20 protein-coding genes are annotated in these 20,551 nt (G+C 39.5%); 15 read left to right on the forward strand and 5 right to left on the reverse strand.

Going from position 1 to position 20,551, the window contains the following annotated elements; genetic code table 11:
* The first annotated feature begins 181 nt into the window (after window positions 1-181).
* From rlmD to HMPREF9078_RS01715, 6 genes are all read left to right on the forward strand, one after another.
* A complete protein-coding gene (gene rlmD, locus HMPREF9078_RS01690; RefSeq protein ID WP_009418989.1) occupies window positions 182-1,597 on the forward strand; it encodes a 23S rRNA (uracil(1939)-C(5))-methyltransferase RlmD in 1,416 nt (471 codons plus the stop codon).
* A complete protein-coding gene (gene nth, locus HMPREF9078_RS01695; protein ID WP_009418990.1) occupies window positions 1,584-2,213 on the forward strand; it encodes an endonuclease III in 630 nt (209 codons plus the stop codon). The genes rlmD and nth overlap by 14 nt, the downstream gene beginning before the upstream one ends.
* Window positions 2,210-3,487 carry an adenosylmethionine--8-amino-7-oxononanoate transaminase gene (bioA, locus tag HMPREF9078_RS01700; protein ID WP_009418991.1) on the forward strand — a complete coding sequence of 426 codons (1,278 nt, stop codon included), beginning with the start codon at window positions 2,210-2,212 and terminating at the stop codon, window positions 3,485-3,487. Before nth ends, bioA begins: the two co-directional genes overlap by 4 nt.
* 210 nt (window positions 3,488-3,697) lie before the next feature.
* Entirely contained in the window at window positions 3,698-5,770 is a 2,073-nt protein-coding gene (locus HMPREF9078_RS01705) for an alpha-L-fucosidase (protein WP_009418992.1), read from the forward strand.
* 4 nt (window positions 5,771-5,774) lie between these two features.
* A complete protein-coding gene (locus HMPREF9078_RS01710) occupies window positions 5,775-6,650 on the forward strand; it encodes a CPBP family intramembrane glutamic endopeptidase (RefSeq protein ID WP_009418993.1) in 876 nt (291 codons plus the stop codon).
* A 140-nt stretch (window positions 6,651-6,790) separates the two neighbouring features.
* A complete protein-coding gene (locus tag HMPREF9078_RS01715) occupies window positions 6,791-7,138 on the forward strand; it encodes a hypothetical protein (RefSeq protein WP_009410361.1) in 348 nt (115 codons plus the stop codon).
* 67 nt (window positions 7,139-7,205) lie between these two features.
* Here the strand turns inward: HMPREF9078_RS01715 and HMPREF9078_RS01720 are convergent, their stop codons facing one another.
* Entirely contained in the window at window positions 7,206-7,955 is a 750-nt protein-coding gene (locus HMPREF9078_RS01720; protein WP_009418994.1) for an SAM-dependent methyltransferase, read from the reverse strand.
* Between the two features lie 71 nt (window positions 7,956-8,026).
* Between HMPREF9078_RS01720 and HMPREF9078_RS01725 the strand changes: the two genes are divergently transcribed.
* The 9 genes from HMPREF9078_RS01725 (at window position 8,027) to HMPREF9078_RS01765 (ending at window position 15,080) form a co-directional block, all read left to right on the forward strand.
* Window positions 8,027-9,010, forward strand: coding sequence for a hypothetical protein (locus tag HMPREF9078_RS01725; protein ID WP_034542539.1), 984 nt, complete (start codon window positions 8,027-8,029; stop codon window positions 9,008-9,010).
* 236 nt (window positions 9,011-9,246) lie between these two features.
* A complete protein-coding gene (locus tag HMPREF9078_RS01730; RefSeq protein WP_009418996.1) occupies window positions 9,247-10,014 on the forward strand; it encodes an alpha/beta fold hydrolase in 768 nt (255 codons plus the stop codon).
* A 29-nt stretch (window positions 10,015-10,043) separates the two neighbouring features.
* Window positions 10,044-11,072, forward strand: a complete 1,029-nt coding sequence (locus HMPREF9078_RS01735) for a quinone-dependent dihydroorotate dehydrogenase (protein ID WP_009418997.1) — start codon at window positions 10,044-10,046, stop codon at window positions 11,070-11,072.
* A gap of 165 nt (window positions 11,073-11,237) precedes the next feature.
* A complete protein-coding gene (locus tag HMPREF9078_RS01740; protein ID WP_009418998.1) occupies window positions 11,238-12,092 on the forward strand; it encodes a YicC/YloC family endoribonuclease in 855 nt (284 codons plus the stop codon).
* Window positions 12,093-12,123: 31 nt separating this feature from the next.
* On the forward strand, window positions 12,124-12,690 hold the full coding sequence (gmk, locus tag HMPREF9078_RS01745) for a guanylate kinase (protein ID WP_009418999.1): 567 nt from the start codon (window positions 12,124-12,126) through the stop codon (window positions 12,688-12,690).
* Window positions 12,687-13,274, forward strand: a complete 588-nt coding sequence (nadD, locus tag HMPREF9078_RS01750; protein WP_009419000.1) for a nicotinate (nicotinamide) nucleotide adenylyltransferase — start codon at window positions 12,687-12,689, stop codon at window positions 13,272-13,274. Before gmk ends, nadD begins: the two co-directional genes overlap by 4 nt.
* A 126-nt stretch (window positions 13,275-13,400) precedes the next feature.
* The gene (locus HMPREF9078_RS01755) at window positions 13,401-13,868 is read left to right on the forward strand and encodes a low molecular weight protein-tyrosine-phosphatase (RefSeq protein ID WP_009419001.1); all 468 of its coding nucleotides are present in this window, start codon (window positions 13,401-13,403) and stop codon (window positions 13,866-13,868) included.
* Between the two features lie 15 nt (window positions 13,869-13,883).
* Window positions 13,884-14,504: a recombination mediator RecR gene (gene recR / locus HMPREF9078_RS01760; protein ID WP_009419002.1), complete on the forward strand. Its 621-nt coding sequence runs from the start codon at window positions 13,884-13,886 to the stop codon at window positions 14,502-14,504.
* Window positions 14,505-14,507: 3 nt separating this feature from the next.
* Window positions 14,508-15,080, forward strand: coding sequence for a DUF3109 family protein (locus HMPREF9078_RS01765; RefSeq protein ID WP_009410352.1), 573 nt, complete (start codon window positions 14,508-14,510; stop codon window positions 15,078-15,080).
* Window positions 15,081-15,158: 78 nt separating this feature from the next.
* Here the strand turns inward: HMPREF9078_RS01765 and HMPREF9078_RS01770 are convergent, their stop codons facing one another.
* From HMPREF9078_RS01770 to HMPREF9078_RS01785, 4 genes are all read right to left on the reverse strand, one after another.
* Entirely contained in the window at window positions 15,159-16,505 is a 1,347-nt protein-coding gene (locus tag HMPREF9078_RS01770; protein ID WP_009419003.1) for a TolC family protein, read from the reverse strand.
* Between the two features lie 175 nt (window positions 16,506-16,680).
* On the reverse strand, window positions 16,681-17,292 hold the full coding sequence (locus HMPREF9078_RS01775; RefSeq protein ID WP_198142750.1) for a TetR/AcrR family transcriptional regulator: 612 nt from the start codon (window positions 17,290-17,292) through the stop codon (window positions 16,681-16,683).
* Window positions 17,293-17,391: 99 nt separating this feature from the next.
* The gene (locus tag HMPREF9078_RS01780; RefSeq protein ID WP_083477072.1) at window positions 17,392-18,324 is read right to left on the reverse strand and encodes a phospholipase A; all 933 of its coding nucleotides are present in this window, start codon (window positions 18,322-18,324) and stop codon (window positions 17,392-17,394) included.
* A gap of 120 nt (window positions 18,325-18,444) precedes the next feature.
* Complete coding sequence (locus HMPREF9078_RS01785) at window positions 18,445-20,037, reverse strand: peptide chain release factor 3 (RefSeq protein ID WP_009419006.1); 1,593 nt, start codon at window positions 20,035-20,037, stop codon at window positions 18,445-18,447.
* Window positions 20,038-20,551 lie beyond the last annotated feature (514 nt).

Below are 20,551 nucleotides of genomic sequence, written 5' to 3' on the forward strand. Positions count from 1 at the left end.
GAGACTTCTCCCAAGGAGAGGGGGATATAGCGACGGAAAGAGAATGAGCGGGTTGGGAAATTAGAGAATTAGTGAATTAGGAAATTAGTAGGTTAGTGGGAATATTGGAAAATCTTGGAGGGAGTTTGAATATAATGAGAGCATTTGTAATTCGCAATTATTTTGTACCTTTGCACCCATAATGAGCAAAAATAAGCATATAACCATTGAAAATGTAACCGTGATTGATGCAGGAGCCAAAGGCAAAAGCATTGCTAAAGCTCCTGACGGACGTGTGATATTTATAAGTAACGCTATTCCTGGTGATGTAGTAGATGTGCAGACCACCAAAAAGAAATCGGCTTATTATGAAGGTTTTGTAACTAAATATCACCAACTATCAGAGCAACGAGTAACGCCCGTATGTTCTCACTTTGGCTATTGTGGCGGTTGCAAATGGCAAGATATGAACTACCAAAGTCAGCTATTTTACAAGCAGAAAGAAGTAGAAAACAACTTAGTACGATTGGGTAGGATAGAAATTCCTGCTGTAATGCCTATCATAGGCTCTGACGAGACTTATTACTACCGCAACAAAATGGAGTTTTCTTTTTCGGATATGCGCTGGCTCACTCCCGATGAAATTAAGAAAGCCGACGAAATAGACAATCGGAATGCCTTAGGTTTTCACATAGCAGGAGCTTGGGACAAGATTTTAGACATAGACAAATGTTACTTGCAAGCCGAGCCTTCTAACGCGATACGCTTCGAGATAAAGCGTTTTGCCTTGGCGAACGAAATGCCTTTTTACAGCCCGAGGCAACAAACAGGCTTATTGCGTACTATGATGATACGCATTAGCTCCATTGGGCAAATAATGGTAGTGATACAGTTCTTCCGCAACGACCCTAAAATTACACTGCTCCTCGACCATATTGCAGAGACATTCCCGATGATTACCTCTTTGCAATACTGTATCAATAGCAAAGGCAACGATGCTATTTATGACCAAGAACTTATTTGCTATAAAGGTACTGACTGTATTTATGAGGAAATGGAAGGGTTGCGATTTAAAATCAATGCCAAGTCGTTTTACCAAACTAACTCGGCACAAGCGTACAAGCTGTACCAAGTAGCTCGTAACTTTGCCGATTTAAAGGGCGATGAATTAGTGTACGACCTTTATACGGGGACGGGCACTATTGCGCAGTTTGTAGCGAAAAAAGCGAAAAAGGTGATAGGGGTAGAAGCTGTACCAGAGGCTATAGCAGATGCCAAAGACAATGCTTTTGCCAATGGTATTGAGAATGTTACTTTTTACGTGGGAGATATGAAAAACATTTTCAACGACACTTTTATAGAAGAAAACGGCACCCCTGATGTGATTATCACCGACCCTCCTCGCGACGGTATGCACAAAGATGTAGTAGCTAAAATTCTTCAAATAGCCCCCAAAAAGATAGTATATGTAAGTTGCAATAGTGCAACGCAAGCGCGAGACCTTTCCTTGCTTGATGTAACTTATAAAGTAACCAAAGTTCAGCCCGTGGATATGTTTCCACAAACCTACCACGTAGAGAATGTTGTATTATTAGAAAAGAGAAATGAAAAAAGCTGAAAAAGTAAACTTTATCATTGATACACTGGAAAGTATCTATCCTGAAATTACTATACCCCTACAACACAAAGACCCTTATACGCTACTGATAGCCGTACTCTTATCGGCACAAACTACCGATGCACGGGTGAACCAAATCACGCCTATTCTATTTAACAAAGCGGACAATCCGTATGATATGGTACTACTTTCGGTAGACGAAATACAGGAGATTATCAAACCCTTAGGGCTTGCCCCTATGAAATCTAAAGGTATTCACGGGCTTTCCCAAATACTCATAGACAAATACAACGGTGAAGTTCCTCAAACCTTTGAGGCTTTAGAGGCTCTCCCCTCAGTAGGACATAAAACTGCCAGCGTTGTTCTTGCACAAGCCTTTGGCATTCCGACCTTCCCCGTTGATACCCATATACACCGACTGATGCACCGCTGGAAGCTTTCCGACGGTAGTTCGGTAGTGCAAACTGAGAAAGATGCCAAACGACTCTTCCCCAAAGAAAAATGGAACAAACTGCACGTGCAAATCATCTTGTACGGGCGCGAATACAGTCCGGCGAGAGGCTGGAATATGGAAAAAGATATTATAACCAAAACCATTATACAATCGAAAAAATGAATTTACAACAGCGAGACGAAAAACATTTGTGGCACCCGTATACCCAACATCAAACGGCTGCCAAACCTATCGGAATTGTGAAAGGAAAAGATGCTCTCCTTTGGGACGAGGACGGCAAAGAATACATAGATGCCATTGCCAGTTGGTGGGTGAACCCCTATGGGCATAGCAACGAGCGATTAGCCCAAGCTGCCTACAAACAACTCACCCAGTTAGAGCACGTGCTCTTTGGTGGCTTTACACACCGACCTGCGGTAGAGCTTGCTGAAAAGCTCATCAGTATCCTGCCTAAAAACCAACAGAAAGTATTCTTCTCGGACAACGGGTCGACAGCAGTGGAAGTAGGTATCAAGATGGCGTTACAGTACTTTTTCAATAAAGGCGAGAAGCGCTTTACGGTAGTTGCTTTTGAAGATGCATTTCACGGAGATACCTTTGCCGCTATGGCAGCTTCGGGTATTTCATTCTTTACTGATGCTTTTAAAGAACATTTGTTGAAAGTAGTGCGCATACCGTTACCCAAAAAAGGAAGCGATGAAGCTGCTAAAAAACTAAAAGAAGTGATTGCTGAACATCACCCTGCCGCCTTTATATTTGAAGCCTTAGTACAAGGAGCCTCAGGAATGCAAATATATGAACCAGAAGCCTTAGACAAGCTGATTCATATCGCACAAGAAAATGGTGTGATTACCATTGCCGACGAGGTAATGACAGGCTTCGGGCGTACAGGGCGCACTTTTGCTTCGGACTATCTCACTCATAAACCCGATATTATGTGCTTATCGAAAGCTCTTACAGGAGGAACAATTCCGCTTGCAGTAACTACTGCTACCCAAGAGATATTCGACGTTTTTTACAGTGAAGACGTGAACAAAGCTCTTTTCCACGGACATACCTTTACGGCAAACCCCACAGGCTGTGCGATTGCCTTAGAAGCTATTCGCATATTGGAAAGTGACGAAATGCAAGCCAACTTAAAACGCATTGCACGCCGTCATCAGGAGTTTTTAGCCCGTATTGCGAAATATCCATCGGTAGAGAATGCACGTACCTTAGGTGTTATTTTGGCATTCGACCTCAAAACCTCTCAAAATACTGACTACTACGGCTCATTCAGGGATAAACTGTACAACTTCTTCATCTCAGAAGGCGTAATACTGCGTCCGGTGGGAAATATTATCTACATTTTGCCCCCTTACATCATCACAGATACTCAATTAGACCGAGTGTATGATGTTTTAGAAGAAGTAATACAGAAGTTCTCTAATCAGTAAGAGAAAAGAAAAACATATTTAAGAGACTATTTTCATAAGAGAATAGTCTCTTTTTTATTTAGTAACACAAGAGAAAAGTTAAAATAATTTTATTGAGATATTAGTACGAGATACAATCTTTAGAATTTTATTTTGATAGTAAAAAAATATTCTATATCTTTGCACCACTTATGAAAACTTTATAACAAAGAAGTTTAAATACTGTATACAATGAAAAAATTAGCCTTATTAGCCACCGCTTTATGTATGGTGGCTTGCAAAAGTATTGAAGCACCCAAGTCAGTGGGAGCTATTCCTTCCCCACGTCAGTTGCCGTGGCACGAGATGGAATATTATGCTTTTATCCACTTTAATATGAACACCTTTACCGATATGGAATGGGGCACAGGTGGTGAAGACCCTGTTTTATTCAACCCTACTGAATTAGATGTAAATCAGTGGGTGAAAGTGATTAAAGACGCTGGTATGAAAGGCGTTATCATCACGGCTAAGCACCACGATGGTTTCTGCTTATGGCCATCAGAGTACACTGAGCACTCTGTAAAAAACTCACCTTGGAAAAACGGTAAAGGCGATGTTATAAAAGAGCTTTCAGAAGCCTGCCACAAAGCAGGACTTAAATTTGGAGTATATTTATCACCTTGGGATAGAAACCACGCTGAGTATGGCAGAGAAGCCTACGTTACCTATTTCCATAACCAACTACGAGAATTGCTTACCAATTACGGTGAAATATTTGAAGTATGGTTTGACGGTGCCAACGGTGGTTCAGGTTATTACGGTGGAGCTAACGAAACTCGTACTATTGATGCTCATACTTATTATCAGTGGGATAAAACATTCGCCATAGTACGCGATTTGCAGCCTAATGCTACTATCTTTGGTGATGAAGGTCCGGATATTCGCTGGATAGGTAATGAAAAAGGCTTTGGTACTCCTACTAACTGGAATCCTTTTACCTCTAACCCTTCTTTACAAGGAAAAGACCGCTTACATCATTTGGGTGAAGGCGATGAAAATGGCGTAAATTGGATTCCTGCCGAAGCTGACGTATCTATTCGCCCAGGTTGGTATTACCACGCACGCGAAGACCACCAAGTGCGTCCATTAGAAAAAATGGTAGACATATACTACGCTTCAGTAGGTCGCGGTTACAACTTATTACTCAATCTTCCCGTGGATAGACGTGGCTTAGTACACGAAAATGACATCAAGAGATTAATGGAACTCAAAAAAGTTATAGAAGCAGATTTTGCACGTAACCTCGTAACTGAAGCCTCTGTAACGGCTTCTAATATTCGTAAAAATAACAAGCTATTTAACCCTGAAAAAACTACCGATAGTGATAAAAACACCTATTGGACAACCGACGAAGGAGTAACAGAAGCTTCTATAGAACTAAACTTTACCAAGCCTACTACTTTTAATCGCTTTATGGCACAAGAGTATATCCCATTGGGGCAACGTGTAAAGAAGTTTAAATTAGAATACCAAAAAGATGGCAAATGGGAAACTATAGATGAACAAACAACTATTGGCTACAAACGATTACTACGCTTCCCATCAGTAACAGCTACTAAGGTTCGTTTCACAGTTTTAGAAGCTAAAGGTTCGCCATTGATTAGCAATATAGGGTTATACAATGCACCTGTTTTATTGGTAACTCCTCAGCTTTCTCGTGATAAGAATGGTCAAGTAACCCTCACTCCCGCTGATACTGAAACTGAAATTTATTATACCTTAGACGGCAGTCAGCCTACTAAACAGTCGTTGCGCTATACAACTCCTTTCCCTGTTACTCAGCCTACTTCTTTAAAATTTGTAGCCTATGACGGCAAGCAGCAATTGTACAGTGAAGTAGCTTCTTACGCATTGGATATCCCCAAAGCAAAGTGGAAAGTGTTATCTTCTGCTTCCTCTGATATCCAGAAAGTAATTGATGAAAAACCTAATACGTGGTTTGCTCAAGAAAAGGGCAATACACCCACTGCCATTACTATTGATTTAGGAGAGCTGTTAAACCTAAAAGGATTTACCTATTTGCCTTCACAGGACCGCTGGGCTGAAGGAACTATCAGTCATTACATTTTTGAAGTGAGTACTGATAATGTACATTGGAAGAAGCTAAGTGAGGGAGAATTTGGCAATATCAAGAACAATCCTATTGAACAACGCATTACTTTCCCTGCTGAGAAAGCCCGTTATATCAAGCTTACCGCTACCCAAACTGTAGATGATACCAATAGAGTATCGTATGCCGAAATAGGAATCATTACACAATAAAGCTATGTATCTTAAAAACGGAAGATTGTCACAGAGCTCTAAGTGGCTTTACATTATAGTTCCAACCCTGTTCTTTGCCTTTACAGGGTTGAACTTTTTAGTAGCACAGTTTTTTGATACTACTACACTTATACAGTCGGAAATTGCCCAAAAAGGTGAATTACAATTCTTGTTTGAGAACTTAGTTATCTTTGCTATCTTCTTAGGGTTATTGTTACTATGGGTGAAGTTCATACATCGCCAGCCTTTGGTAGCACTTATTACGGCGCGACCCCGTATCAGTTGGAAGCGTTTTTGGTTTGCTTTCTTGTTGTGGGGAAGCGTAACCATAGGCATAACTTGTATCGACTACTTATTTTTTAACCCCGATGATTATATTTGGAATTTTCAGTGGATACCTTTCTTAAAACTACTCGTGATAGTAGTGCTATTCATTCCTTTGCAAACCGCTTTTGAAGAAATATTCTTTCGTGGCTACCTAATGCAAGGCTTAGGACTTGTAATGCGCAATGCGTGGTTTCCTTTGCTTTTTACCTCTATCACCTTCGGACTAATGCACATTGCCAACCCCGAGGTAGAAAAATTAGGATACAGCTTGCTTATCTATTACATAGGTACAGGCTTGTTCTTAGGTATCACTACCTTAATGGACGATGGCTTAGAATTAGCCTTAGGGTTTCACACCGCCAACAACCTTTTTACAGCTCTTTTAGTAACTTCCGACTGGACAGTTTTCCAAGTTCCTTCCGTCTTGCGTGATGTCTCAGAACCCTCTTTAGGCTTCAGTGTATGGGCTCCTCTATTGTTCTGCTTTCCTCTTTTATTGTATATCTACGCCAAGAAATACCATTGGAAAGAGTGGAAAAAACACTTGTTATAAAAGAAAACTTAATTTTTTGTTAAAATAATTTCCTTCATATCATAATATTTCATATCTTTGCAACCGATTTTAAATAGCAAAAGGCGACACCCCGAAAAGCCTTTAACAGAGTAGGGAGTAATTTTAATTTTCAGTTTTTTATGGAAGAAAATACAACTTCAACACAAGAGCAATCTGTTTCTCAAGAACAGCAAACTGCTAAAGAAAACAACCCAACCATCATTATCCAAAACTCCTCTAAGAGCAACGGAATAGGCACCGCTGGTTTCGTATTAGCTTTAATAGCTGTATTCTTAGGTTGGGTTCCTGTTTTAGGGTGGATTATCTGGCTTTTAGGACTTGTCCTTTCAGGTATAGGTGTTACTAAAACTCCTAAAGGATTAGCCATTGCAGGGCTTGTGCTCTCTTTAATTGGGCTTGTTATCCTTATTCTTTTAGCTACTGTTTTTGCAACAGCGGCAGCTGTTTCTTCAATGCCAGTACAATAAGAATTTACAAAAAAGGCTATCTGAGAAGAATCTCAGATAGCCTTTTTCTATAAAGTTACATATCATTTCAGCTCCCTATAATAAAAATAGTAGGTCTCTTCTGCACATCAATATTCGTTTTCTTCCAACGATGCACAGGGAGTGTTTTAATTTCTTCAGTAGGAAGTGTAATATCACAAGCCACGCATAAAAGAGTATTAGCCTGTAATGTCTCTATCAAGTCAGTAAGCATCTGCTTATTGCGGTAAGGCGTTTCTATAAATAGTTGCGACTGTCCTTCTCGTGCTTTGCGCTCTAAGGTTTTAAGTACCTTCTTTCGCTCTTGTTTATCAATAGGGAGATATCCGTTAAAAGCAAAATTCTGCCCATTAAGTCCACTCGCCATCATTGCCAGTAACAACGAAGAAGGTCCTACCAGCGGAATCACTTTCAGTCCTTTTTGGTGAGCCACCCGCACAATATCAGCTCCTGGGTCAGCTATCCCTGGGCAACCTGCCTCCGAGATAATCCCTATCGAGTGTCCTTCCATACAAGGGGTTAAAAAACTCTGATAGTCAGTATCCTGATGGTGCTTATCTATCACAACTATTTTTAAATCTGCTTGCACCTTGTCCGGAGTAACGAGCTTGATAAACTTCCTTGCCGACTTTTCGTTTTCTACTACAAAATAAGTAAGTGATTGCACTACATTTGTCACCTGTGCTGGCAATACATCAAGAGCAACACCCCCTAATAAGTTCGGTATTAAATAAATATTTCCCATCGTTGTTTGTATCAACATTACTAACAGATTGCAAAGGTATATTTTTTTCATCATACTTATAGTATTAAATGATTAATTATTTGTACCTTTGTCGCGTATATCTCAACAATCTATAATCACAACAAATGAAAAACATTCTCTCTTATAGTATCATTTTCTCGGTTATTACACTGATAAGCTGTAATAAAGACAGCAACAGCAATAACCTTTCTGAGCATTCCCAACAAATGCTACAACAAGCTATGCGCAATACCGAAGCAGGGCACGACACAAATTTTAGTGACAACACTCTCTTCATTTTCAATGGTTATAGTAATACTTCCAACAGATTGTTCGAAAAAGGAGGTAACATATCTATCGGGGCTGCTTTAAATTTTGCGTCTCTTAATCACGACAAAATCATTTATAAAAGTTGTTATTGGGGGCTTTATGGCAAAGAAGGCTACTGCAAGTACCCCAACGAAAACCGATATTTTGAATTGTACAACCTTTGGGGGGTGCTATTTTCTGAAAAGAACAATCAGAACCCTAACGCTTTGATAAATGTAAAAAACTTTCGCTTCTACGTGCTTTACAAAGGTGAAAACGTATGGCGGAGAGTTCATTTTCCTGAAACTGATATTACCGACCAAGCCCCTATCACGTGGGCGGCTACATATTATAAAGATATCGTAACAGAAGCAGGCAATGGGAAGATTAAAGTAATACAAGAAAAAAACTATTCCACTATCCCTATTGCCAAATCAGGAAAATACGACGGCAAATGGTATGATGCCAAAATATTAGTAAACCACTTTGGTTCTAAACTTATGAAACCTGTGGGAGAGTTCACCCCCAGCAAAGTCGAAGGCGTGTATATGCAAGTAGAGGTACGTCTCGACCCAAGTACCCCCAACGCCAAAGTAGGCATACAAGCTGGTATGGACGTCCGCCACGAAGGCATTAAAACTACTTACTATATGGCTTTTGGCTCTACCCGCATCGTTACAGTTACCCCTCATTGGAAAACCGTTAATTGGGTAAACTACGCAGGCGGACAAGGAGCTGACGAAGGAGGCGTCGTACTGAGTAAAGAACGACTACTAAACACCTCTTTTCCAAGAGAATAACCTCCTATTAAACAGCTCTAAAAAGCACTTTATCTCTCAAAACGAAATATATCTTATATAAAACGTAATTAGAATAGGGATTACTACCTTATATCATTCGTATAGCTTTTCTATATCTATCGTCCAAGATTCGTATAAGCTTCCTATAAGCTCCCTATATCTATCCCTTAACTATCAAGCTTTTACAACAATAGCAAAACAAACCCAAAAAAGCACCTAACAAACTAATTATCACAATGAAACAGTCTTTTTATCAAAAAGAAGGAAAAAGAAAGAATAAGACAGTTGTCTTCCTTCACGGCTTTTTAGAAGACCATACTATATGGCAACCTATCACTAAAGCTCTCTCTACCGAATATTTCACACTATCCATCGACCTTTTAGGGCACGGGCAGAGCCCCACTATCGCCCCAGTACACACAATGGAAATGATGGCAAACCAAGTAAACGATATCTTACTAAAAGAAGAAATAGAACATTGCACCATCGTGGGGCACTCAATGGGAGGTTATGTAGCCTTAGCTTTTGCTGAATTATTACTCAAAAAAGTAGAAGGAATAGTATTGTTAAACTCCACTACCCTACCCGATTCCCCAGAGAAAAAAGTGAATAGAGACCGAGTGCTGAAAGTAATCGATAAAGAGAAAGAACTCTTCGTGCGCACTGCCGTTACAAACCTCTTTAGCGATGAAAACAAAACGCTGATGAAACCCGCGCTCAACAAACTAATCGATATAGCAATGCACACCCCTAACGAAGGTATCAAAGCAGCTTCCTTAGGAATGAAACAACGCCCCGACCGCACTGAACTATTCGAACAACTAACCGCTAAAAAGCATATCATTATGGGTAAAAAAGACGCTCTTATCCCTTCCGATAGTTTGATAGCATTAGCCCAAAAAGCAGGTGCAAGCTATACCTTGCTTTCAGGCGGACATTTAGTATATATTGAGAACGAAGCCGAGACCATAGAAGCCTTGCACAACTTTATGGCACAACCCTAATCTTAACCCTTTTTCTCAAATTCCAAGATATGTATAAGCTATTCATTCGCCCATTCCTTTTCAGTCTCGACCCCGAGAAAGCTCATCACTTTACATTTAAATACTTAAAGTTTATTCACAAAATCCCCTTAGTGCCTTTGCTCATTCGCAAAATATACAATGTGGAACACCCTTCTCTACATCGCGAAGTCTTTGGGCTACACTTCAAAAATCCCATAGGATTAGCCGCAGGTTTAGATAAAGATGCTAAATTGTACAAAGAATTAGCCAATTTAGGTTTTGGCTTTATCGAAATCGGAACCATTACCCCTAAACCACAACTGGGGAACCCCAAAAAGCGATTGTTCAGACTCTTAGAAGACCAAGGAATTATAAACCGTATGGGCTTTAACAACGAAGGAGTTGAAGCTGCTGTAAAGCGCCTTAAAAAGAATACCAATGTACTGATAGGAGGAAATATTGGTAAAAATAAAACCACCCCAAATGAAGAAGCCGTAAACGATTACCTGATTTGTTTTAAACAACTCTTTAATTATGTCGATTATTTTGTAGTAAATGTAAGTTCACCCAATACTCCAAATTTGCGTACATTACAAGAAAAAGAACCTCTAAAACAGCTTTTAAGCACTTTACAAAATACAAACCTAACCCATAAAAACCCCAAGCCTATCCTCTTAAAAATCGCCCCTGACCTTACCGACGAACAACTGTCAGATATCATCGAAATCATACAAGAAACTCATATTGCAGGCGTAATTGCTACCAACACCACGATTGGTAGAGAAGGGTTAGTATCCTATAATCAAAAAGAAACTGGCGGACTTAGTGGGAAACCTCTAAAAAGTCGCTCCACTGAGGTAATACGTTTTCTAAGTGAAAAGAGCAACCACGCATTTCCCATCATTGGCGTTGGAGGAATATTTAGTGAAACCGATGCCCTCGAAAAGTTAGAAGCAGGAGCCTCACTTATCCAGCTCTATACAGGTTTCATTTACGAAGGTGCAGGTCTTATAAAGCGCATTAATAAACAGCTAATTGCTAATTCTAACCAACATTAGCATTATTTCCGTTATTTGTTATTTGCGATTCTTAATTCACCGATACAAACCAAACGCATTGATGAAATAAAAGTCTTGATGAAAATTTATAAACATACTCACCTCACAAATATTGTCAATTACTAATTATTTTATACCTTTGCACTTATTTTCAAAAACGATATTATGATACAGTCAATGACAGGCTTTGGCAAGAGTGTACTATCTCTCACCGATAAACATATTAGTATAGAAATCAAATCCCTAAACAGTAAGAGTATTGATATCAATACACGTATTCCGCAAGCGTATCGCGAAAAAGAACTCGATTTCCGTAAACTCATTGCCGAGCAGCTCTTACGCGGGAAAGTAGATTTTAGTATCTTTGTAGAAAATACAGGCACACAAACACCCTCTAAAATCAATCCTAATATCGTAAAATCCTATATCGAGCAAATGCGTACTATTGTTGATGGTGACCTTACCGAACTGCTAAAAATGGCAGTACGTATGCCCGATGCCTTACAAACCACTACCGAAAGTGTTTCCGAAGAAGAACTTTCAGCTATTTTCGAACATATCAGCCTCGCCATTACCGATTTGCAATCCTTCCGCATTCAAGAAGGTAAAGTTTTAGAAAAAGACTTCGTTTTGCGTATTAGTAACATCGATAGCTTACTGCAAGAGGTACAAGCTCTCGACAGTGAACGCTTAGCGCTCATTCGCGAACGCTTGGAAAAAGCGGTAGCTGATATTCAGAGTGTAGACGCCAACCGCTTTGAGCAAGAACTCATTTTCTACTTAGAAAAATTGGACATCACAGAAGAAAAAATCCGACTCAAAAAACACTTAGACTATTTTCTAGAAACCCTTCACAGCGAAGATTCTAACGGACGTAAATTGAGTTTTATTGCACAAGAAATAGGCAGAGAAATCAATACCTTAGGTTCAAAAGCTAACTTCGCCCCTATGCAACAGTTAGTAGTCCAAATGAAAGACGAACTCGAAAAGATTAAAGAACAAGTTCTAAACGTATTATAACCTGCTAATTTACCAATTTGCTAATTAAAAAATGAACAAACTAATTATTTTCTCAGCTCCTTCTGGGAGTGGCAAAACTACCATAGTGAGACATTTACTCTCGCTCAAAAAACTAAACTTAGCCTTTTCTATTTCGGCTACTTCTCGTGCACCTCGTGGTGAAGAACAACACGGCAAAGAATACTATTTCCTTTCTACTGATGAATTCAAAAAACGTGTTCAGCACAACGAATTTATGGAATGGGAAGAGGTATACACAGGTTGTTATTACGGCACATTAAAATCAGAAGTAGAACGCCTATGGGCAAAGGGAAAGAATGTGATATTCGATATTGATGTCGCAGGAGGTCTCCGTCTCAAACAACAATATCCAGAACAAACCTTAGCAGTATTTGTTGAACCGCCAAGCCTTATTGCCTTAGAAGAACGCTTGCGCAACCGTAAAACCGAAACAGAGGAGAAAATACAAATGCGTCTCAACAAAGCCGAACAAGAAATGGCAACTGCTCACCAGTTTGATGTGATTATCAAAAACGATAATCTACAACAAGCCCTACAAGAGGCAGAGCGCATAGTAACCGATTTTATCAACCGATGAAAAAACAAATAGGCTTATTCTTTGGCTCATTTAACCCTATTCATATAGGGCATCTCATTATCGCCAATCATTTGGTAGAGCACAGTGCAATGAACGAACTGTGGTTTGTGGTAACACCTCAAAATCCGTTTAAAGAAAAACAATCGTTATTAGACAATCACTTGCGATTGGAAATGGTGAATTTGGCAATAGAGAGCTATCCCAAGTTACGCGCCTCAAACATCGAGTTTCACTTGCCACAACCTAATTACACAGTTAACACCTTAGCCTATTTAGAGGAAAAACACCCTAATACTAACTTTGCCCTAATTATGGGGGAAGACAACCTAAAAAGCTTTCACAAATGGAAGAACTACGAGCATATTTTAGCAAATTACTTTATTTATGTCTATCCTCGTATTTCAGAAGGCACAGTGCCCAAAGCTTTAACTGAGCATCCGCATATCACCCGTGTACCCGCCCCTATCATCGAACTCTCAGCCACCTTTATCCGTGAAGAAATCAAAGCTGGACGCAATATACGCCCGCTCCTCCCCGAAAAAGTATGGCAATATATTGATAAATTAGGACTCTATTTCAATTAACAATTGACAAGTAACAACTAACATTTTTGCGTCACACACTTAGCCAAAGTTTCACACTTTGGCTAAGTTAAAACCAATAATCTCTTTGTTTAATTTCTAAGGTGTAAGCCTTATCTCTTTTAATATATGAAAAAAACGAAAATACTAATGGTTTGCTTAGGCAATATTTGCCGTTCTCCTTTAGCCGAAGACGTGATGAGGAGCAAACTCCCTTCCGATAACTTTGAAGTAGATTCAGCTGGTACCGCCAACTATCACGTAGGCGATGCTCCTGACACTCGTTCTATCGCCTCTGGCAAAAAACACGGAGTAGATATCTCTATGCTTAGAGGTCGTCAGTTCTCAGCCAAAGATTTTTCCCTTTTCGATTATATTTTCGTAATGGATAAAAGCAATTACCAAAACGTTATCCGGCTTGCTAAGAACGAAAAAGAGCGTGCTAAAGTACATTTCTTAGCTGATGCTTTGGGTGGAATGACACAACACGAAATCCCCGACCCTTATTACGGCACAGAAGCTGATTTCGAAAACGTCTATCAGCTCATTGACAAGGCTTGCACAAAAGTTGCTCACAAACTATCTCCTAACCCCTAACTACTATCTCCTAAAATGGACTTCTCATCTAAACTCTTAGAAAACGCCGTCTACGAAATAGCACAATTGCCTAGTATAGGCAAACGTACGGCTTTGCGTTTAGCTTTGCACCTGCTCAAACAACCCGAAGAGCAATCACTACAATTGGCACAAGCTATTGTGGCTTTACGCACCCATATCCAGTACTGTAAAAACTGCCACAACATCTCCGATGTAGATTTATGTGAGATATGTGCTAACCCTATGCGTGATACGGGAGTCGTTTGTGTTGTAGAAGATTTTAGAGATGTAATGGCAATAGAAAACACAGGACAATTCTTTGGTCAGTATCACGTCTTAGGAGGCAAAATATCCCCTATCGATGGCATCGCTCCTTCCAATCTACACATTGCCTCACTGATAGAAAAAGTAAAGACAGGTAAAGTAACTGAGTTAATCCTCGCTCTGAGCAATACAATGGAGGGCGATACTACCAATTTCTATATTTACAAACAAGTAGAGCCTTACCATATCACCATTTCTACCATTGCCCGAGGCATAGCCGTAGGGGGCGAACTCGAATATACTGATGAGGTAACTTTGGGCAGAAGTATTACTCAGCGCATTCCTTTTGAAAAAGCTATTAAAGCCGTTTAAAATATGATACAAGTAGCCAATACCATTATTTCGGAAGATATCATAGATTGCGATTTTGTTTGTAACCTTAATGCTTGTAAAGGTGCTTGCTGTATAGAAGGTGATGCAGGAGCACCCGTAGAAGAAAGCGAACTAAAAGTGATGAAGCGCATTTATCCCGAAGTAGCTCCTTACCTTACCGAGGAAGGTCGTACAGCTATTGAGGAACAAGGAGTATACATCAAAGGAGAAGACGGCGAATGGGAAACTCCGCTCATCAATGGAGGCGAATGTGCTTATGTAGTACGCAATGAAAAAGGTTGGGCTCTTTGTGCTATCGAGCAAGCATATAACGATAAAAAGATAGACTGGAAGAAACCTATATCGTGTCACCTATATCCTATACGATTACAAGAGTACAGTTCCTTCACAGCAGTCAATTACCATCGTTGGAGTCCTATATGCGATGATGCTTGTGTCTTGGGTAAAAAGTTACAAGTGCCTATCTACAAATTCGTAAAAGAGGCTCTTATTAGAAAGTTTGGAGAAGAGTGGTATCAAGAGTTAGAGCTTATAGCTGAGCACTTGAAAAAGTAACATACAAATAACAAAATAAAAGAGACAGTACAATATTAAAAGTACTGTCTCTTTCTTATATAGATATTATGGGATTTCTTACTTCATTGTCTCTAACTTCCCTTGTGATTTTAGCAACTGTATTTCTGCTAATTTGTAGTCCAACAAAGCATTAGTGTAATTGTTCTTAGCATCCGATAAAGAGCGTTCTGCTTCCAATAAATCTGTAAGGGAAGCCAAACCTTGTTGGTAGTTGTTTTGGGTGTTGAGCAATACCTCTTCTGCAAGCTTTACATTCTCCTTTTGCGAATCAATAGTAAGAAGGTTATTAGTAAGCTGACTGTGGGCATTCTCATAAGCCAAATCCATTGCCAAACGGGTGTCTTTAAGGGTCGCTTCAAGCGCCTGACTTTCTATCTGTGCTTGGTGTATCTTAGCACGTGTACCGAAACCCGAAAATATAGGTATATTCACTCCCAATGTAATAGCCGAATAGTCAGCTCCGTACACTTTATCTTTCTTGCCGTAAATAATCGGTGTTTTAGGTCCCATACTCAAATAACCATAAGTAGCCTGCAACGCTAATGATGGATAAAGTGCTGCACGTTGTACTTTGGTATTGAGGTCAAGAAGTTGCTTTTGCTTTTCGAGTACTTGTAACTCTATACGAGTATTGCTATTACCTTTCTCAAAAGCCAAATCGTAATTAGCTTCAAAGCCTTCTTTAGGCAAAGTAATTACTTCACTCATCGGCATACCTATCATATATTTAAGCGCGTTCTCCGAGAGTTGTACCCCATTAAGGGCTTGTTGGCGTGCCGATTTGAGATTATTTACAGCCACAGTAGTGCGGTCAACGTCTATTTTCTTTGACAACCCCGATTGGTTTAACCCTTTTACAACATTAGCCGTTTTCTCGGTAAGAGCCAAATTGCTTTCTATATTTTCTAATGTTTGTCGGGTTTGGTATACTTGGTAGTAGGCTTGTGCTACTTTCTCAATGATTTCATTCTCGGTAAGCTGTTGGTTAAGCATATAAAACTCACGTGTCGTACGAGCCGCTTTCAAGCCCATAAACACCGTTTGATTAAACAACACTTGGGTAAGTTTTGCTTCAGCATTAGCCGACCATTTTTGCCCCATTTCCATCTTTATAGGCTCATTACTTGCGGACATACCCGGGAAAGCAAATGTGCTGGCATCAATATAAGTAGCTTGTAACTTAGGATTGTACACCATACCGCCCGAAGCCGAAATACTAGGCAGTGCGTTAGCGCGTACTTCTTGTATTTTGTATTCGCTTTTGGTTACTTCCAATCGCGCTTTCTCAGCGTCCGCTTTATTCTCTAAAGCATAACGAATAGCATCTTTTAAAGTCAATTCTTTTTGTTGTGCAAAGCTCATAAAACTGAGGAACAACAAAGCACTCGTAATGATTTTTTTCATAATAATTCAATTGCCTATTAATAGGCTTATTTATATTGTCCTTTTAATTCTGTTATAACTTCTTTTTACTTTATTTATTCAGACACCCTTCTCTCACTGACCTTACTTTTTCATCTCTGATGATTAGTATTATTGGTATTTTTAGTATTATAGTATTAAATTAACCTTTTACCTTTTACCTTTTATCTTTTACCTCCTTAAGCACTCGTTCTAATTCTTTAAGTCCTTTTTCATTGACAAGTATCCTGAAAAAATACTCTATAATAGTATAAATAGTTTCCCAAAAAGAAAACTCAGTTTCAGGAAATAACTCCGATTGTGCTTTCATTCGTTGTACAGCCGTATAGAAAATCTTAAAGAATTTAAGATTGATATCTTCTCTAAAAAGTCCCTCCTGTATACCTCTTTCCATTACTTTATCTATAAAAATCGCATCTGCCTTGGCAGTCTCTACATTCATACGTTCGTATGTTTTAGGATAGTACTTTTGTAATTCCCAAATAGGGCGGTCACTATTGATGTTGAAAACTTCTTGAACCTTTTTTTGGTTGCGGTATACATTTTCTATCACTGAACCTTCCCCTTGTACAAAAGTAGTTACATTTGTACAACTCATTTCTAAGGCATAATCTAAACAAGCATCTACTAAATCTTGTTTAGAGGGATAATACTCGTAAAGCGTCTTTTTAGACATCCCCATTTTGTTAGCCAAATCATCCATAGTAAAGGTTTTAAACCCATACTGCATAAAGTCGTTTAAGGCACGTTTTACAATATCTTCTTTCATCTCTCTCATCTTTAAATTCGGGGGCAAAGGTATAACAAAAAAACTTAATAAACAAAAAAAGTTTCCTTTATTACCTCTTACCTCTTACTTCTTATCTGTTTAAAGACTTAAGAAAGTAAAGCCTACTCCCACAATAGTTTGTTTGTAATTGTAATCGATAAGGGAATCACCATAACCGTGAGAGGCTTGCAACAAAATACGCAGGTCGCGATTCAGCGGATATATCCAGTTCAGCTCTACGTGTGCGCGATTATGATTAAAATTTAAGTTATTCCTCACTCGCAAATTAAAAACATTTTTACGGAAGGGGTAAGCAATGCTCAATTCACAACGTCCTATATAATTCTCAATATCGGGATTGTCATCTTCTCTTGCTTTTTCTGAGAAACGCCACCAGAAACGGCTATTAACCATTAAATCATTCCATTGGAAAATACCTAATAAAATAATTCTGTTCCAACTGCGCGAATGTGCCGCTTCTTTACCATTAGATTGGTGGTTTACCGATAGTCCTGCCATTTTCACTTTAAAATTCCCCACCGAGAGGTTCAGCGGGTAAGTAAATATCAATTCAGGTTCGTAATTCAGTTCCCTAAACGGACGTGAAAGCTCACCATTGTACATCTGCCAATACGATTGCTGAGTGAAAGCTACCCACACATCACCCTTCCCAAAAGCATCTTGCATAATCTTAGCTTTTAAGCTCACTTGAAATTTTACCTCTACGTGCTGGTAGTCGCGCCATTCGGGTATAGGTCGGTCGGGGTTCAAACTTATAGGTTGTTCCGTAGGTTTATCCGTAAAACGGAAAGGCATTACGTACATAGGTAAGTAATCCACAAATTTAAAAGTACCTCTCTGGTCTTCTCGGTCAAGCTCCCATAGCTTAGAAATAGCCCTCTCTAACTGGGCTCTTCTATCGGCTTTTATTCCTGTCTTAGGAAGTTCCTGCAATGTGTCATTCACCGCCTCCTGAGAAAAAATAGGTGTCGCAATAGCCAAGAACATTATAAATAAAGTGTATTTCATCATTTTGTTTTTTGCGGGTGCAAAAGTACAGCAAATAAACTTTATAAACAAAAAAAGTTTCCCCATATTAAAATGTAGGAAACTTTTTCTATTCTGATACCTTATGTATATCAATATTTCTTCTTACTCAAACTCCGATGTAAAGTGCAACTTTAAGTTCGGATATTTTTGTTTTACCATCTCAATAGAGAAAGCTGAGTCGGCTAAGAAGACTAACTGATTCTGCTTATCGCGTGCTAAGAACTTCTGTTTTACGCGTAAGAAATCAAGATACTCAGCATCTTTGGGGTTTTCAGGCGTCTCTACCCAACAAGCTTTATAAATAGGGAAGTTTTCATAACTACACTTTGCCCCATACTCGTGTTCTAATCGATACTGAATTACCTCGTATTGGAGTGCTCCTACCGTCCCAATTACTTTGCGACCGTTGAAGTCTAACTTAAAGAGCTGTGCCACCCCTTCGTCCATTAGCTGGTCGATGCCTTTTTCTAATTGTTTAGATTTCAGTGGGTCAGCATTGTTAATGTAGCGGAAGTGCTCAGGAGAGAAGCTCGGTATCCCCTTGAAGTGCAATACTTCACCTTCGGTAAGTGTATCGCCTATCTTAAAGTTCCCCGTATCGTGCAATCCTACAATATCCCCTGCGTACGAGATATCCACTACTTCTTTCTTTTCGGCAAAGAAAGCATTCGGACTGGAGAACTTCAACTTCTTACCCAAACGCGTATGTAAATAAGGTTTGTTACGCTCGAAAGTGCCCGAAACAATTTTCACAAACGCCAAACGGTCGCGGTGGTTAGGGTCCATATTTGCGTGAATCTTGAAAACGAAGCCTGTAAAAGTAGGTTCTTCAGGGTTTACGATGCGCTCTTCACTGGCTTTCGGGCGTGGCGAAGGAGCAATTTCCACAAAACAATCCAAGAGTTCTCTTACCCCAAAATTGTTCAATGCCGAGCCAAAAAATACAGGTTGTTGGTCTCCTCTGAGGTAGGCTTCCCTATCGAATTTAGGATATACTTCATACACTAACTCCAAATCGGAACGGAGGTTCTCGGCAGATTGTTCGGATATAATCTTCTCTAATTCAGGACTGTTAATATCGTTGAAGGCAATAGTCTCCTCTATATTCTTACGGCTGTCGCCTGAAAAAAGGTTGATATTCTTCTCCCAGATGTTGTAAATCCCTTTGAAATCATACCCCATCCCTATGGGGAAACTCAGCGGAGTAACCTTTAAGCCCAACTTCTGTTCTACTTCGTCCAACAGGTCGAAGGCGTCTTTCCCCTCACGGTCTAACTTATTAATGAACACAATCATAGGAATATTACGCATACGGCATACCTCAACGAGTTTTTCGGTTTGCTCTTCCACCCCTTTGGCAACGTCAATAACCACGATTACACTGTCCACAGCCGTGAGAGTGCGGAAGGTATCCTCGGCGAAATCCTTGTGCCCGGGGGTATCTAAAATGTTTATTTTATGCTCTTTGTAGTTAAAAGCCAGCACCGAAGTAGCTACCGAAATCCCACGTTGGCGTTCAATCTCCATAAAGTCGGAGGTAGCTCCTTTCTTTATTTTATTCGATTTCACCGCACCAGCTTCTTGGATAGCCCCCCCGAAGAGTAAGAGTTTTTCGGTAAGGGTTGTCTTTCCCGCGTCGGGGTGAGAGATGATGCCGAAGGTACGGCGTTTTTGTATTTCTTGTTGTAAAGACATAAAGTTAATTTGCTAATTGACAAATTTGCTGATTTGCTATTTTTTTAAGGGTATAATTGGTAGCGTGTTCACTATCATTAATGCTGTTACCTTCTTGGTCGAACATTCTTCGCAAGTGCTTACATACGAACAACCATAAGTTGTAAGCAACAGCGCTACCACAATGAATATTAATAAGATTCTTTTTATTCTTACTAATATTTTATCCAAAAATCGAGTGCAAAAATAGTGAATAAACTCCAAAAAGAGACATAAATAAGTAAAAAATTCATTTTACCTTAATTTAATCCCCCTCTTAACCTCAACGTACCCCCACCCTTCCTTCGTCTTTTCTCTATCTGCCCGTGCGGTTCGAACCGTCTTTTGTTCATTTATATATACAAACTTTGCCAAAGTTTGAAACTTTGGCAAAGTTGAAATCTACTAATCACCCTCTTTTTATATCTATCTTAGCTTTAACTTACTCCCACATTTCCTTCATTCTTTGTTCGTTCTTTGTTCGTCTTTTGTTCGT

The organism is Capnocytophaga sp. oral taxon 380 str. F0488 (assembly GCF_000318255.2).
Classification (GTDB): Bacteria; Bacteroidota; Bacteroidia; order Flavobacteriales; family Flavobacteriaceae; genus Capnocytophaga; species Capnocytophaga ochracea.